Origin of the sequence: Streptococcus sp. CP1998, from assembly GCF_041026655.1 — a bacterium.
GTDB lineage: Bacteria > Bacillota > Bacilli > Lactobacillales > Streptococcaceae > Streptococcus > Streptococcus dentalis.
The window spans coordinates 417,862-432,553 of sequence record NZ_CP163380.1 but is presented as its reverse complement, the minus strand read 5'-3'; the positions used below and the strand labels follow the sequence as shown (position 1 = coordinate 432,553).

Here is a 14,692-nt window from a genome sequence, read left to right as displayed (position 1 = left end):
ATGAGGGTTCTCATTATTCTTTAATTAGGAGAGGAAGTTCTTGGATTCGATCCAAAATAAAACGAGCCCCTTACTCAAAAGGAAACTCGTTCATTCTTATAAATCATCTAAGGCATCTTTGACCTTATCAAAGAACCCTTTTTTCTTTGGGTTGACCTTCAAATCACTTGCTTCCGCAAAGGCTTGAAGGGCTTCTTTTTGCTTGTCATTTAAACCAGTTGGGGTGACGACATTGACAGATACATATTGATCCCCCATGGCACCACCACGTAAGCTTGGAGCCCCTTTTCCACGGAGGCGGAATTTCTTACCGGTTTGGGTTCCTTCAGGAATGACCAAATCGACATCTCCGTGAACAGTTGGCACATGGACCGTATCTCCAAGAGCTGCTTGGACAAAGTTCAAGTCTAACTTGTAATAGATGGTTGAGCCATCTCGTTCAAAGCGATCGCTCAGCTCAACATTGACAACGACATACAAGTCACCATAAGGTCCACCGTTAAAGCCAGCTTCTCCTTGACCAGCTAAGCGGATTTGTTGACCCGTTTCAACTCCGGCAGGAATCTTGACGTTCACGCTATGAGCTTGTTTTTCATGACCTGTTCCACGACAAGTACTACATGGATCTTTGATTTCTTGACCACGACCATGACAGACATCACAGGTCACTTGACGGCGCATCATCCCAAGAGGGGTTTGCGTATCCACATTGATGACTCCAGAACCATGACAGCGTCCACAGGTCACCGGACTAGTCCCTGGCTTAGCCCCAGAACCATGACAGGTATGACAGCTAGCTTCCCGATGATACTTGACTTCTTTTTCTGCACCAAAAATCGCTTCTTCAAACTTGAGATTGACGCGGTATTGGAGGTCATCCCCTTGACGAGGAGCATTTGGATTACGACTTGCACCACCACCAAAGAAGCTAGAGAAGATGTCTTCAAAGCCACCAAAGCCAGCACCATCAAAGCCACCAAAACCACCTGCTCCGCCACCGAAGCCACCATTGGCACCCGCAAGACCATATTGGTCATAAGCGACCCGTTTTTGCTCGTCACTCAAAGTCTCGTAAGCTTCTTGAACTTCCTTGTATTTTTCCTCAGCACCAGGCTCCTTGTTGATATCTGGGTGATATTTTTTAGATAATTTCCGATAGGCTTTCTTGATCTCATCTTGAGATGCATTCTTTGAAACGCCCAAACGGTCATAAAATTCAGTATTGTTCATACAAGATACTAAGAGCGAACAGAAAGCGACTGAAATTTAGGAAACCGACAAGAAATCCTGATTTCTTAGGCGGTTTATCTAATTTCCAAGCTTTCCGCTCGGGTTCAATTCCCCGAACACTCTTTGTTCCTTTCTATAATTTTCATGTAATCTTTAGAGGGCATTTTCTATGCTTCGCTTTACTTGATCAAACTCTTTGTCCGATAGAGTAAATATCAAATCCTCTTCTGAGTAGTCGTTTTGTTCTTTAAAATAGTTGTCCGTATTCTCTTCCAAGCCTAAACTTAGAATCACTCTTCTTGCAAACTCTTGATGGGCAAAACCGATAGCCGTAATGATCTGTTTATCTTGCACAAGCACTTTCGGTTGGAAATTCTCACGTGGAAGAAATTCAAAATAGTCAAAGAAGTTTTGCCAAATTCCACCTGTAAATTTCGTGTCCTTCAACAGACCTGCTTTCGCTAATAAAAGAGGTGCTGAAGAAATGGCTGCAATGAGGATATCTTGCTCACCAAGGTCCCTCAAGAACGAAATCAATTTCTCATCTTGTAGGGCAGGCCCTATATTGACCATTCCTGGCAAAATCACACAAGAATACTCTTCTATACAGATTTGATCTAGTGTTTTGGTCGGTTGACAGGGCAAGCCATCCTCAGAGACCACCATCGAATGATCTGAAGCGGCATAATCAATCGTACTATCAAAAGACAGAGCTAAAGTACTTGTTAAAGCGGTTATCTCATAAAGAGAAAAATTAGGATAAATGATACAAAGTACTTTTTTCATAGGCAACATCCTCTATTTTACCGAAAAACAGAGGCTGGGTTGCAACCTCTGGATTTCTTTTTATCATTTACTAGTTAGGCTGAATTGAGTTTCGGCTTAAAGGAATCCTCAAATCTCGGAACCTTTCTTTATTTCAGGAGGTTCCGCTAAAACAATCCACTGGATTGTTTTACTTTTCCGTAAACTCTCCGTCTACGACGTCATCACCTGCGTTGCCTGATGCTTGTGCGCCTTCTGCTCCTGCTTGGGCTTGTTGCGCCTTGTTCGTAGAGTTTAACAGCCAATGCTTGTGCTTTTTCGTTCAAGGCTTCAAGTTTCGCTTTCATTTCTTCAAGGTTACCTGATTCTTGAGCTTTCTTAAGATCATCAAGTCCTGCTTGAGCTGCGTCACGTTCTGCATCAAAGCCTTTGCCTTCAGTTTCTTTGATGGTTTTTTCAGTCGCAAAGATAGCTTGGTCTACTTCGTTACGAAGATCCACTTCTTCTTTACGTTTCTTATCTGCTTCAGCGTTTGCTTCTGCATCTTTCATCATGCGGTCGATTTCTTCGTCTGTCAAACCTGAGTTTGATTGGATAACAATTGTTTGTTCTTTTTGAGTTCCAAGATCTTTTGCTTTAACAGATACGATACCGTTCTTGTCGATGTCAAATGTTACTTCAATTTGTGGGATACCACGAGGTGCAGCTGGGATATCAGTCAATTGGAAGCGTCCAAGAGTCTTGTTATCTGCTGCCATTGGGCGTTCCCCTTGAAGAACGTGGATATCAACGGCTGGTTGGTTGTCTGCTGCAGTTGAGAAGACTTGTGATTTAGATGTTGGAATGGTTGTGTTGCGGTCGATGAGTTTTGTGAAGACTCCACCCATTGTTTCGATACCAAGTGACAATGGTGTTACGTCAAGAAGGACAACGTCTTTCACATCACCAGTGATCACACCACCTTGGATCGCAGCACCCATAGCCACAACTTCGTCAGGGTTCACTGATTTATTTGGTTCTTTACCAGTTTCAGCCTTAACTGCTTCAACAACGGCAGGAATACGAGTTGAACCACCGACAAGGATCACTTCGTCGATATCTGACAAGCTCAAACCTGCATCTGAAAGGGCTTGGCGAACTGGAGTTTTCGTACGTTCTACAAGGTCACGAGTCAAATCGTCGAATTTTGCACGAGTCAAGGTCATTTCCAAGTGAAGAGGTCCAGCAGCGCCTGCAGTGATGAATGGCAAGCTGATTTGAGTTGAAGTCACACCAGAAAGGTCTTTCTTCGCTTTTTCAGCTGCGTCTTTCAAACGTTGAAGCGCCATCTTGTCTGTTGACAAGTCGATACCATTTTCTTTCTTGAATTCTTCAACCATGTAGTCGATGATTTTTTGGTCAAAGTCGTCACCACCGAGTTTGTTATCCCCTGCAGTTGCCAATACATCAAAGACACCATCACCCAATTCAAGGATAGATACGTCGAATGTACCACCACCAAGGTCGAATACCAAGATTTTTTCTTCTTTATCAGTCTTATCCAAACCATAAGCAAGGGCTGCTGCTGTTGGTTCGTTGACGATACGTTCTACTTCAAGACCAGCGATTTTACCAGCGTCTTTAGTTGCTTGACGTTGCGCATCGTTGAAGTAAGCTGGAACTGTGATAACTGCTTTCGTTACTTTTTCACCAAGGTAATCTTCAGCGTAACCTTTCAAGTATTGAAGAATCATAGCTGAAATTTCTTGTGGTGTATATTCTTTACCGTTTGCAGAAACTTTTTCAGAAGTACCCATCTTAGATTTGATAGAGATGATCGTATCTGGGTTTGTGACTGCTTGACGTTTTGCAGCATCACCAACGATGATTTCACCGTTTTTGAATGACACAACAGATGGAGTTGTGCGGTTACCTTCTGGGTTTGCGATAATTTTTGATTCAGTTCCTTCAAGAACTGCTACTGCTGAGTTTGTTGTACCTAAGTCAATACCGATAATTTTAGACATATGTTTTTCTCCTTAAGTTTTATCTTCTTTTTTTCTTTTTGATATTTCCCTTAAGTGGTGACGACGTGAGCAACTCCCTTCGGGATTTCATCACTTATTTTTGAGCCTACTGTCTCAAAAATCCCCTATTTCAGTAGCACAAGCTACTGAAACTTTCACCACGGCGGGAAATATCTTCCTTGCAAGCCTCCGGCTTGCGTTTTATCTTTCTTTCATAGTTTAGTGTCGTTTCGGACAAGGTAGCCTAGTTATATACTACTACCATGGCTGGGCGCAGGATGCGGTCATGGAGTTTGTAGCCTTTTTGGAAGACTTGTGCGATGGTGTCTGCTGGATGTTCGTCATCTGCAGGTAAGGTTTGGATGGCCATGTGGTAGTTATGGTCAAAGGCTCCGTCCGCTGGAATCTCTTCGATTCCTTCTTCTTTCAGAGCATGTACCAAACTTTCTTGGACCATTTCCAAGCCCTTCTTCACATCATCTGTCAACCCTTCGACGGCAAGGGCACGTTCGAGGTTGTCCAGTGATGGTAAGATCGCTTTTGCCAAATCTTGGCTACGGTATTTTTGTAATTGTTGACGTTCTTCATTGGCACGGCGCTGAATGTTTTGCATTTCTGCATGAGCACGAAGGTATTTGTTTTCAAATTCCTCGGCACGCGCTTGTGCTTCTTCTAACTCAGAAGGTTGGTTGGACTCCTCTACAACTTCTTCGGTTGTTTGGGCAACTTCCTCTTCTTTCACGTCTTCTTTTTTGATATCTTCTGTCAAGGCATACACCCCTTTCATTTGGTCTTAATTTACTTCATAATGGTTGCTGTTGAGGTAACGGTAGTAATCCGTCAACTTCATAACCAGTACCCGGCCGATGACATTGACCAGGCTAATCACACGCCTGTAGTCCATCTCTACGGGACCGATCACATGCATGAGGGCCATCCCACGATAAGGAACCAGGAACTTGTGACTAATGACCGTCACATTTTTCAAAGCCTTCTCTTGGGATTCCGCAACCAGGATCTGGGTCATTTGGTCTTCTGGCATTCCCCCTCGTAACTCCAAGGCTACGTGTTGGGGATTATCTAAGAACTGATAGGTCTGAAGATCGGCGTAGGTTAAGGATGAAACCTTTCCTTCTACAAAGACCAGTTCTTGAAACAGTTGCGAGAAGACGTAATCAAAGAGATCCAGCACATTGTCTGTCGTCTTGAAATAGCGCTGTACAATCTGTGGAATCTCCGTTCGCAAGCGGTAGTGGATATCCAAGACCGTATTTCCAATGAAGCGTTCTTGAACCAGCTGGTGGAAGATTTCCAAGTCACTGGTTAAGAAATTCTTTGGAATGGCAAACTGGACGGTGACAGGCTTTGATTCATCCAAGGTCAACACCGCTAAGGCATCGTGATTGGACAATGGAACAATCTCAAAACCGGTCAAGCGCTGACGTGTCGGCTCCACATCCTGAATCACTGCGGTGTAACCCGTCATCTGGGCTAGCAACTTGGCCGTAGCATCCAAGATATCGTCTAACTTAAAGGCTTCGAAATCAAAGGCTTTCACCACCTGGTAGACATCCTGTTCATCAATCAACTCTAGATCAAGCGAGTTCTGAACAAAATATTGAAAACCAGCTTGGCTAGGCATGCGGCCACTCGAAGTGTGGGCCTTTTCTAGTAAGCCTTGTTTTTCGAGGGCAGCCATGTCGTTTCGAATGGTCGCACTACTGGATTGAATCACATCTTGTAGCGCTTTTGAACCGACTGGTTCGTGGGTCTTGGTAAAGATATCAACGACAAGATTAAGAATCTCATTTTGACGTTCTGTAACCATGACCTCACCTCTCTTTCATTTTTTAGCACTCTAAACACTCAAGTGCTAAACCATGATTCTATTATACACCCATCCAAAAGAAAGTCAAGAGAAAAAACCAAAAAATTAGCACTCTTTTTTAAAGAGTGCTAAAAATCATTCTTAAGACCTAGAGAAATGAATCTCCTCTTATTTGCCAGCTTTTTTCAAGAGTTGAATATATTCTTCCAACACTAGCTGATGGTTGGCCATATACTGAGCGTTTTCTACGCCAACATAACGGAAATGCCAATTCTCAAAATTCACACCCGTGATGTTGCTCTTCCCATCTGGGTAGCGAAGCACAAAGCCATATTGCGGTGCGATGGCCAGTCAAGCCCAACTCATCACTTTGACCAGCTTCGACACTCATATCAATCGCAAGCCCTGTCTGGTGTTCACTCGCACCAGGGACCTGTACCTGGGTCTGCACCTGCTTTTCAGCTTCTTCGTGCGAAAGGCCGCTAGCCTCTAGTTGCGCAACACGTTCATTATAGAGCTCTGTTTGCTCGGCCACACTTCGATAGCCTGATATCAAGGTTTCTTCTGGGGCAATTTTTCGAGCTGCTTCTAAGAATTGACGAGTTGGTTCTACAATCCGACTATCCACTTTGATAGCATCCACATCTGTCAATTGTGGGTTCAGCTCAGGCTTCACATTGTCACGATTGACCAAGATCAACTGCCAGTCTTTTGTCGAAACGGCTGGTAAATCTGATTTTTCTTCCTTTTTCTTAGAAGAAGAGGGAGTCGTTACAGCTGTTTTTTTAGCCTTCCAAAACTGAAGCCCTGAAAACAAGCTCGGCTTCGCTAAGTAAGCACCAATTCCCGATCCAAGGACCACAAGAAGAAAGAAACTCAATAGGTAAGGCCACCACTTCTTACGTTTTTTTCGTGCGCGTCTATACTTATTCGTCATGGCCACCCTCTAGAAGTTTTGCTCCAACCTTACGATAGGACATATCCCCAATCTTTTCAATATGAAAGGCACCATCTTCATAGGCCAAAACCGTCACACTTCCGTTGTCCAAGACCAATTCTTCGACAGCCTTAGGATCGATGAGATAAATCAAGGTCGTAATCGTCATACCATGGCTGACCACAATAGCATTGCCACCGCCAGCTGCTTCTAGCTCTTTTGCGATGGCTTCAAAACCTTCTTTGATCCGACTACTCAAGGCTCCCCAGGATTCAGCCCAACCAGTGGTGTCGACTTCAACAATCCCTTCTGCCAACTCCATCAAGCTCAACTGATGAAAATCCTCGACCTTAAAAACACGGGGCAAAACCCCCATAAAGAGCTCGCCATCATAGGCACCGTCGAAGCTACCAAAACACCACTCGCGGATCCGTTTGTCATAACGATAAGGGATTTTTCCTGTCAGACCAAGTTCTTGAAGAATAATTCCCATAGTTTGAATGGTGCGTCCAGAATCACTCGAAACAGCCTCTTCAAAAGAAAGCCCAGCTTCCTTGAGACCAAGTCCTAATTCTCGAATTCCACGTTCTCCTGCTTCTGTCAGCGGAGTGTCTGACCAGCCCTGTGCCCGTCCAATGGTATTAAACATGGTTTTTCCATGACGAGCAATATATAATCTGGTTTTTGTCATTGTATTACCTCCGTATGTATCTCTTTCATTATATCATTTTTTGCAAAAAGAAAGTAGGAAAGCTCTTACAAGTTTTGTGAAAAAGAAAAGGCCATGACCAAAGGGTCAGCCTTTCAGGACGGACTAGGATTCTTGCAAGCTTTCACCGACCTCACGGTAACTGCTATCTCCAATCCCCTTAACCGTCAATACTCCATCTTCGTATTCTACAAGGGTAACACTACCGTTTGAAAGAGGCAGATTAAGATTTGGTTTTCCTTCGATCAAGCAGACCAGGGTCTGAATGGTCCAACTATGGCTGACCACCAAGGCATTGCCTCCACCATTTTCTTCTACTTCTTTGGCAATGGCTTCAAAACCTTCTAGGATTCGGTTTTTCAAGACTTCCCATGGTTCAGCCCAATTTGCTGTGTCCACTTGGCAAATTCCATTGGCCAAGTCTTCCAAGGTCAAAGTCTTATAGTCTTCTACATCTAGCACGCGTGGCACGACACCGTGAAAGAGTTCTCCACCGTATGCCCCATCAAAGCTACCAAAACACCACTCGCGGATCCGTTTGTCAAAGCGATAAGGAATCTGGTCTTTCAAGCCCAATTCATCAAGAATGATCCCCATTGTCTGAATGGCACGGCCTGAATCACTGGAATAAGCTCGAGTAAACTCCAAACCGGACTCACGCAAGCCGATTCCTAGAGCTTGAATCCCTCGTTCTCCTTCTGCTGTCAAGGGTGTATCGGACCAGCCTTGAGCACGGCCAATGGTATTAAACATGGTTCTCCCATGACGAATCACAAATAATCTTGTTTTAGCCATCTTGTCTCCTTTTGCAAGAAAAAAGTCTGGAGTTTCATCATCACAGACTTTTCTATTTTCTACTATTATACTAGATTTCTCTTAGTTTTTAAAGCTATGAACCGGAGCTGGAATTTGACCACCACGGGCAATGAAATCAGCTGACGAAGCTTTGTTGACCTTCATCACTGGAGCAGATCCAAGAAGTCCACCAAGCTCTAACATATCGCCTTCCTTGCCATAAGGAATGATCCGAACCGCTGTTGTCTTTTGGTTGATCACCCCGATAGCTGCTTCATCGGCGATCATGGCCGCAATGGTCGTATCTGGAGTATCAGCTGGGATAGCAATCATATCCAGACCAACCGAGCAGATGGCTGTCATGGCTTCCAATTTTTCCAGGTTGATATGGCCTGATTGGACCGCCGCAATCATCCCTTCATCTTCTGAGACCGGAATGAAAGCACCTGACAACCCACCGACTTGGTTACAAGCCATGATCCCGCCTTTTTTCACTTGGTCATTGAGCAAAGCTAGTGCTGCTGTTGTCCCGTGGGTTCCTACTACTTCAAGCCCCATGGCTTCAAGGACACGGGCAACCGAATCCCCAACAGCTGGCGTTGGTGCGAGAGACAAGTCTACAATCCCAAACTCAACACCGAGACGTTCACTAGCCATTTGACCCACTAATTGGCCAACACGGGTAATCTTGAAAGCTGTCCTCTTGACTGTTTCCGCCAATACATCAAAGCTAGCGCCTGGAACTTTTTCGATCGCCCGTTGGACGACACCAGGTCCTGAAACCCCAACGTTGATGACGACATCCGCTTCACCAACACCGTGGAAAGCTCCTGCCATGAAGGGATTATCTTCTACTGCATTGGCAAAGACCACGAGCTTACCTGGCCCCATTGGATCTGCTTGGGATGCTTCTTTAATGATACGGCCCATATCTCGAACAGCTGTCATATTGATCCCTGTCTTGGTCGATCCGATATTGACTGAAGAGCAGACAAAATCCGTCTCTGCAAGGGCACGAGGAATAGAGTTAATGAGGATTTCATCCCCCTTTTGGTAGCCTTTTTGAACCAGGGCTGAGAAGCCACCGATAAAGTTGACCCCAACTTCCTTAGCCGCATGATCCAGTGCCTTAGCAAAGGGCACATAGTCTGTCGCATTGGTTGCTGCCCCGATAATGGAAATTGGAGTGACTGAAACCCGCTTATTCACAATGGGAATACCAAGTTCTGCCGCAATCTCATCCCCCACAGCCACTAAGTCTTTAGCCTTTGTCACAATCTTATTGTAGACTTTTTCCGCTGCCTTATTGATATCCGGATCAATACAATCTAGAAGGGAGATCCCCATGGTGATGGTCCGAACATCGAAGTTCTGCTCCTCAATCATGGCAATGGTTTCTGTTACCTGTCTAATGTCCATCATTCTCAACCCCTATCTTACAAATTGTGCATAGCATCAAAAATCGCTGCACTTTGGATATTGATTTTCACATGCAGAGACTGACCGAATTCTTCTAACTCTGAACGAAGCTGTGTGAAATCTTTTTTCTCATCTGACGATACGACCGCCATCATGGTGAAGTACTCATCCAATACCGTTTGAGAGATATCATCAATATTAAGTCCCAATTCTGCTATTTTCGTTGCGACACCCGCTACGATTCCTTTTTGGTCTTTTCCAACGACTGTAATAATTGCTTTCATTTCACTGCTCCATTCTATCTATTTGCTTCCATTGTAGCATATTCCCCTTAAAATCGCCCTTCTCAACTGGGAACGTTCGGATATTTTCCGCGTGTATAAAACAATAAAGAGGCTGGGACAAAAGTCCTAGCCTCTTTATTGTTTTTGGTTTGTCGAGCAAGACGCAGTGGTTGAGTGGGCTCTACTACGCTGATTTCATCAGCTTTTACAGCCCTACTCAACTGTGCGGAGGTGAGACGACAAAATCGAATTCTAACGAATTACCGATTTCTGTCCCACTCTCTCTATTTTGACGATTCAGTTTCATCCTTTAGAATACCTTCCTTCACGCGCACGGTACTCTCATACTCGGCTCCAGCTAGACGGTCAAAGGGAAAGCGACGACTGAGCAAGATGATGGCAAGGGTGAGGATCAGGTACAATAAGAGCACAAAGAAGAGCAATAAAATCATAGATAGAGTCAAAAGGGAATTGTCCGTCAAATCCTGATTCAAAAGCGAGATCAAATAGAACAACCCTTGGGGAATCAGATAGAAATAGCCTACTACCAGGATTCCCCGCCAGATGGTGCGAAGCCATTTTTGCTTGTCAAAACGCAAGCGGAATTTCAGTAAAGCCATTCCCAAGGTCTTGCCCCGCCACAAAGGAATCAAGGCAAAATAAACAGCCAAAACCGCTACATAAGGAATCGTCTCTAAACGCTCGATTACCGCGTAAAGCAAGGATAGCATCACAAAGTCGATCAAGAAGGCAAGACCCATCCGAAAACCAGATACTCTGGTCCCTACTCGGAAAGAATGCTCGTCAATTTCGTCTCGTGTTGGCAATAACCATACCAGGAACCAACCGAGCAGATAACCCACTCCACCACCGGTGGTATTTTGAATAATATCATCGACATCTGCTAGGCGGTAAGGACCCGGATACAGAAAATAGAGACCTGATAACTGGGTCAGCTCCAAAAAGAGACTAAAGAGGGCTGTCAGAAGAATCGTTTTCTTAAAACCACACTTGAAATAATAGCGTAGATACATCCCAAAAGGAATCAACATCAGAACATTAAAGGCAGGCACATAAAAAGTTGGATGCTTAAGGGCTTGAATCCAAGTACCAGTCTGCGCTAGATCAAAGGGGCTCTCCTTGAAAAAATCCACCACAAAAGCAAAGGGATGGAGATTGACCATTTCTGAGTAGCTAGTATGAATCTTACTTGGATCCGGCAGAGGCAAGATCACCAGCAGATAGACCGTCATCAAGTAAAGCATAAAAGAATAGAAAATCAGCACCCGCAATTTATTGACCGAACCATATTTTCGATAATTCAAAATCATGTAGGGCAAGGTCAGCAAAAATGCCAGAAAAGGAAAGAGCTGAACAGCTGTTTTAATAGTAGAGATATACCCCATTGTGTCTCCTTTTTACCGTTATAAAATCACCCTTTGCACAATGACAAAAGGTGATTTCTTCATTGATATAGAATATTATACGGCCTGGAAGAGGAAGAGTCAAGGAAGTACGATGAAAACCTTACTGAGGAACCGTCTTAATAGTTAGCTTCTCCTCTTCAAGCCTTTACTTCCGATAAAGACCAATAGATAACTCACAATCCCTGAAAGATGCAATAGCGTTGAGATCCATCCAGTGATTGCTGGTAAGAGCATGAGGCCAGATAGAAAAATTAAGAATAGATAAAGCCATTTTACGGTGCGTGAAAATTCTTTCCACACGTTTGGCAGGAGCATGACTCCTCCGGTTACAAAGGCGTATCCTACAGCAGAGATCCCTGTTGCCTGAATGTCCTGCCCCTGGGTTAAGAGGTGAAAAACGATGGAAGAGAAGACTATCGCCGTCACAAAAACAATCAAGACTTGTCTGGAGCCTCTTTTTCTTTCTAACAGTCCTCCGAAGGGAAGGATCATAAGTCCATTTAACAACAAATGGACCCATAAAAACCAGATAGGGGCTCCTTTACTACCGTGCATCAGGGTCCCACTGACATATTGCCAACCATACACCGGCTTCGAATGAAAAGCCAATAGGTCATACATAACATCCCCATAAAAGGAAGTCAATAGACCGAGCAACAAACAGATTAGAGCTATCGTACTGATAACAGGGGAGGTTGTGAGGATTCTTTTCATGTTCATCTTCTCTTTTTCAAAAAACAGCGTTACGATGTCTCCATTCACGACCATTATACCATTTATTTCATTGGAGACAGAAACGTTTTTGCTTCTTTCGTTTCAAATCTTTGCTGTAAAAACGAAATGTCGTGACTTATTAGTCGCTCGCTATTTGCCATCAGATCAAACGTCGATCCTGCTTTCAGAATACCGTAGCAAAAATTTGACTTTCCATTTTAAAAAGAATATACTCATGCTAATCTGAGACAAATATTTTTTATTTTTTTAAATCAACAGTATTGCATTCAGAGAAATAAACGACTAACTTCATGGAGGTGACGCTATGTCATTAGAAGAAAAATTGAACCAAGTAAAAGGCTCTGTTAAAGAAGGCCTTGGTAAATTAACCGGCGATACAAAAACAGAAGCTGAAGGCACTGCTGAAAAAGTTGCTTCAAAAGCAAAAGAAGTTGCTGAAGATGCAAAAGAAGCTGTTGAAGGAGCGATCAAGGGCGTTAAAAATATCTTTCATAAAGACGACAAATAGTCTTTAACATCCTAGACCCACTCTATTTTCTACATTCGCATTTGACTGTGGAAGATAGGGTGGGTTTTTATTTGCTTCAAATTCAGTTATACAATTTGTAAGTATTGTAATTCTTTCGAATTAACGTTTTGAGTGCAGTGGTTGCCATCCAATCAAACATCGCTTCGCTTGTTTTCTTGGGGCAACTGTGCATAGCATGTCTCTACGCGACTAAAGTCACAACAACTGTGTCAATTGCACCAATTTAGTAGAAAGTATAAAAAAGAACACCCCGAAAGGTGCTCTTTGTATGTATTGTAATTCTTTCGAATTAACGTTTACTAAATTGTGAAGCTTTACGAGCTTTCTTAAGACCTGGTTTGGAAAGTATGAATTTCAGTTGGACTAAAAACAGCGTAATATCAAGACTTTTCTCCGCTTTTATAAAAGCGTTTTTCCAATCAAATTCAACTAATTTTATCTAAATGGTGTGGATTTTACCCCCAAAATTACAGAGAATGGAGCTGATAAACACTAAACGTTCACACCATTAGTTAAATGATTTTTTTCATCATTTTTCTTAGATGATAGAACTTCTAATTTATTTCTTATTCAAGCAAAAACAACCTGCTATAAGTAAGAAAGAGGAAGATACAAGAAAAATACGGCGTAAAAACCGATTCAGTTCATTGTCCTCAATCCTTGTCTGCTTCATTTTCTTTTACGAGATCGTTTTGTGAATCTTTTTCAGAGAGTTTTTGATCAATATACTTGTCAATGTTTTCATAAAATTCCTTGGTCGCTTCACTATCTAATGTTGGCGAGTTCTGAACTTGATTCACTTTCAATTGAACAGATTGAATACCGTAAGAGGCTTGTTTTTGGTGGAGTGTTTCTAATTCTTCTTCTGAAATCGGATCTCCAACAACCGTCAAGACCAATTCATTGTTACTTGACTTGTAGACTTGATTAATAACCGTATAATTGGCGAACTCTTTTCCTACAAACTGTTTGATCCCTTCTTTGCGCGCTTGTTCTATTGTCAGAGTAACTGCCGAATAGCTAGCTGGAAGAATCAACAATACAATCAAAGAAATCAAGCCAATTCTCATTTTAATGCTCAGCTCTTTAAATGAAGTTAAAGGAGATTTTCTCATCAAAATTCTTGTTCCAACAATGTTGGCTAGCATGATAAAGACACAGTTGATCAAGAAAAGATAGAGAGCCCCCAATAAAAATCGTACATTCCCATTAGCTAAACCATAGCCAGCAGTACAGATAGGCGGCATCAAAGCTGTAGCAATGGCTACTCCTGGCACGATATTGTTTGCTTCTTTTTCCTTGAACCGATCACACCAGCAATCCCACCAGCAATAGCAATGAGAACATCCCAAATGGTTGGAGAGGTTCGTGCGATCAACTCGCTACTTGCATAAGACAAGGGAGAAATCCAGAAATACAGAGTCGAGACAAGCAAACTGACCAACACTTGAGTCAATAAAACCTCTAGAGATTGCTTGATTAAACGCGTATCAAAAATAGCTAAACCGAATCCCAGTCCAACAATCGGTGTCATGAGAGGTGAAATTAACATGGCTCCAATAATAACAGCTGTTTAATTCATATTTAGACCGATAGAGGCAATAAAAATTGCACACATCAAAATCGCTGTATCTCTCAATCGAACATGAAGGTCATCGTATAATTTCTCACGGTATTCCCGTGTTGAATAATTGGCAGTCATTTGTCCTCTCCTCTTTCCTTATTTAAATCGGTATAATAATTAATAATAACAGCTGATAAACAGCCAAAAAATATGAGCCCATAAATCGTCAAGAAGACACTGGTAATCCTTCCAATCAAGGTCACAGCTAGGAGATCCCCGTAGCCGACAGTCGTCGAAGTCACAAAAGCATACCAAAGACCGTCTCCGTAATTTGTGATAGCAGGTTCAACTAGGAAAAGCACGCCTCCTGACCCAAAAACAAAGGTCACAAAACTCAGAGCAAACCGAGTAAAACCCGTAACCTGTATAATATGCCATAACATTTTTAAACGTCTCATTTGTTC

At 42.9% G+C, this 14,692-nt stretch carries 13 protein-coding genes and 3 pseudogenes; 1 reads left to right on the top strand and 15 read right to left on the bottom strand.

What is annotated here, in order from left to right; genetic code table 11:
* Positions 1 to 96: 96 nt before the first annotated feature.
* From dnaJ to AB4X21_RS02255, 12 genes and pseudogenes are all read right to left on the bottom strand, one after another.
* A complete protein-coding gene (dnaJ, locus tag AB4X21_RS02310) occupies positions 97 to 1,230 on the bottom strand; it encodes a molecular chaperone DnaJ (protein ID WP_369088128.1) in 1,134 nt (377 codons plus the stop codon).
* Between the two features lie 153 nt (positions 1,231 to 1,383).
* Positions 1,384 to 2,016: a DJ-1/PfpI family protein gene (locus tag AB4X21_RS02305; protein WP_303470137.1), complete on the bottom strand. Its 633-nt coding sequence runs from the start codon at positions 2,014 to 2,016 to the stop codon at positions 1,384 to 1,386.
* A 169-nt stretch (positions 2,017 to 2,185) separates the two neighbouring features.
* Positions 2,186 to 4,001 (bottom strand): annotated as a pseudogene (gene dnaK / locus AB4X21_RS02300) (molecular chaperone DnaK).
* Between the two features lie 244 nt (positions 4,002 to 4,245).
* Entirely contained in the window at positions 4,246 to 4,770 is a 525-nt protein-coding gene (gene grpE / locus AB4X21_RS02295) for a nucleotide exchange factor GrpE (RefSeq protein WP_301355021.1), read from the bottom strand.
* A 24-nt stretch (positions 4,771 to 4,794) separates the two neighbouring features.
* A complete protein-coding gene (gene hrcA / locus AB4X21_RS02290) occupies positions 4,795 to 5,829 on the bottom strand; it encodes a heat-inducible transcriptional repressor HrcA (protein ID WP_369088127.1) in 1,035 nt (344 codons plus the stop codon).
* Between the two features lie 168 nt (positions 5,830 to 5,997).
* Positions 5,998 to 6,766, bottom strand: a pseudogene (locus AB4X21_RS02285) (M15 family metallopeptidase).
* Positions 6,756 to 7,457: a histidine phosphatase family protein gene (locus AB4X21_RS02280; protein ID WP_369088126.1), complete on the bottom strand. Its 702-nt coding sequence runs from the start codon at positions 7,455 to 7,457 to the stop codon at positions 6,756 to 6,758. The pseudogene AB4X21_RS02285 and the gene AB4X21_RS02280 overlap by 11 nt, the downstream one beginning before the upstream one ends.
* Before the next feature lie 123 nt (positions 7,458 to 7,580).
* Complete coding sequence (locus AB4X21_RS02275) at positions 7,581 to 8,270, bottom strand: histidine phosphatase family protein (protein ID WP_151191362.1); 690 nt, start codon at positions 8,268 to 8,270, stop codon at positions 7,581 to 7,583.
* Positions 8,271 to 8,351: 81 nt separating this feature from the next.
* Complete coding sequence (locus AB4X21_RS02270) at positions 8,352 to 9,689, bottom strand: PFL family protein (protein WP_369088358.1); 1,338 nt, start codon at positions 9,687 to 9,689, stop codon at positions 8,352 to 8,354.
* Positions 9,690 to 9,706: 17 nt separating this feature from the next.
* Positions 9,707 to 9,973, bottom strand: a complete 267-nt coding sequence (locus AB4X21_RS02265; RefSeq protein ID WP_129822470.1) for an ACT domain-containing protein — start codon at positions 9,971 to 9,973, stop codon at positions 9,707 to 9,709.
* Between the two features lie 284 nt (positions 9,974 to 10,257).
* Positions 10,258 to 11,379 carry a VanZ family protein gene (locus AB4X21_RS02260; protein ID WP_369088125.1) on the bottom strand — a complete coding sequence of 374 codons (1,122 nt, stop codon included), beginning with the start codon at positions 11,377 to 11,379 and terminating at the stop codon, positions 10,258 to 10,260.
* A gap of 144 nt (positions 11,380 to 11,523) precedes the next feature.
* Positions 11,524 to 12,114: a rhomboid family intramembrane serine protease gene (locus AB4X21_RS02255; RefSeq protein ID WP_369088124.1), complete on the bottom strand. Its 591-nt coding sequence runs from the start codon at positions 12,112 to 12,114 to the stop codon at positions 11,524 to 11,526.
* A 325-nt stretch (positions 12,115 to 12,439) separates the two neighbouring features.
* On the opposite strand from AB4X21_RS02255, the gene AB4X21_RS02250 reads away from it, so the two are divergent.
* Positions 12,440 to 12,643, top strand: a complete 204-nt coding sequence (locus AB4X21_RS02250; protein ID WP_049489171.1) for a CsbD family protein — start codon at positions 12,440 to 12,442, stop codon at positions 12,641 to 12,643.
* A gap of 674 nt (positions 12,644 to 13,317) precedes the next feature.
* Here AB4X21_RS02250 and AB4X21_RS02245 read toward each other — a convergent pair.
* The 3 genes and pseudogenes from AB4X21_RS02245 to AB4X21_RS02235 all read right to left on the bottom strand — a co-directional run bounded on the left by AB4X21_RS02245 (position 13,318) and on the right by AB4X21_RS02235 (position 14,686).
* Positions 13,318 to 14,228 (bottom strand): annotated as a pseudogene (locus AB4X21_RS02245) (DUF389 domain-containing protein).
* A 9-nt stretch (positions 14,229 to 14,237) separates the two neighbouring features.
* Positions 14,238 to 14,366 (bottom strand): hypothetical protein, encoded by a 129-nt coding sequence (locus tag AB4X21_RS02240; RefSeq protein WP_369088120.1) that lies wholly within the window; start codon positions 14,364 to 14,366, stop codon positions 14,238 to 14,240.
* Positions 14,363 to 14,686: a potassium channel family protein gene (locus AB4X21_RS02235; protein WP_001253404.1), complete on the bottom strand. Its 324-nt coding sequence runs from the start codon at positions 14,684 to 14,686 to the stop codon at positions 14,363 to 14,365. The genes AB4X21_RS02240 and AB4X21_RS02235 overlap by 4 nt, the downstream gene beginning before the upstream one ends.
* Positions 14,687 to 14,692: the final 6 nt, after the last annotated feature.

Coding starts and splice junctions, on each gene's coding strand:
- dnaJ (WP_369088128.1), bottom strand. CDS start 1,230: ATGAACAATACTGAATTTTATGACCGTTTGGGCGTTTCAAAGAATGCA.
- AB4X21_RS02305 (WP_303470137.1), bottom strand. CDS start 2,016: ATGAAAAAAGTACTTTGTATCATTTATCCTAATTTTTCTCTTTATGAG.
- hrcA (WP_369088127.1), bottom strand. CDS start 5,829: ATGGTTACAGAACGTCAAAATGAGATTCTTAATCTTGTCGTTGATATC.
- AB4X21_RS02280 (WP_369088126.1), bottom strand. CDS start 7,457: ATGACAAAAACCAGATTATATATTGCTCGTCATGGAAAAACCATGTTT.
- AB4X21_RS02275 (WP_151191362.1), bottom strand. CDS start 8,270: ATGGCTAAAACAAGATTATTTGTGATTCGTCATGGGAGAACCATGTTT.
- AB4X21_RS02270 (WP_369088358.1), bottom strand. CDS start 9,689: ATGGACATTAGACAGGTAACAGAAACCATTGCCATGATTGAGGAGCAG.
- AB4X21_RS02265 (WP_129822470.1), bottom strand. CDS start 9,973: ATGAAAGCAATTATTACAGTCGTTGGAAAAGACCAAAAAGGAATCGTA.
- AB4X21_RS02260 (WP_369088125.1), bottom strand. CDS start 11,379: ATGGGGTATATCTCTACTATTAAAACAGCTGTTCAGCTCTTTCCTTTT.
- AB4X21_RS02255 (WP_369088124.1), bottom strand. CDS start 12,114: ATGAAAAGAATCCTCACAACCTCCCCTGTTATCAGTACGATAGCTCTA.
- AB4X21_RS02250 (WP_049489171.1), top strand. CDS start 12,440: ATGTCATTAGAAGAAAAATTGAACCAAGTAAAAGGCTCTGTTAAAGAA.
- AB4X21_RS02240 (WP_369088120.1), bottom strand. CDS start 14,366: ATGACTGCCAATTATTCAACACGGGAATACCGTGAGAAATTATACGAT.
- AB4X21_RS02235 (WP_001253404.1), bottom strand. CDS start 14,686: ATGAGACGTTTAAAAATGTTATGGCATATTATACAGGTTACGGGTTTT.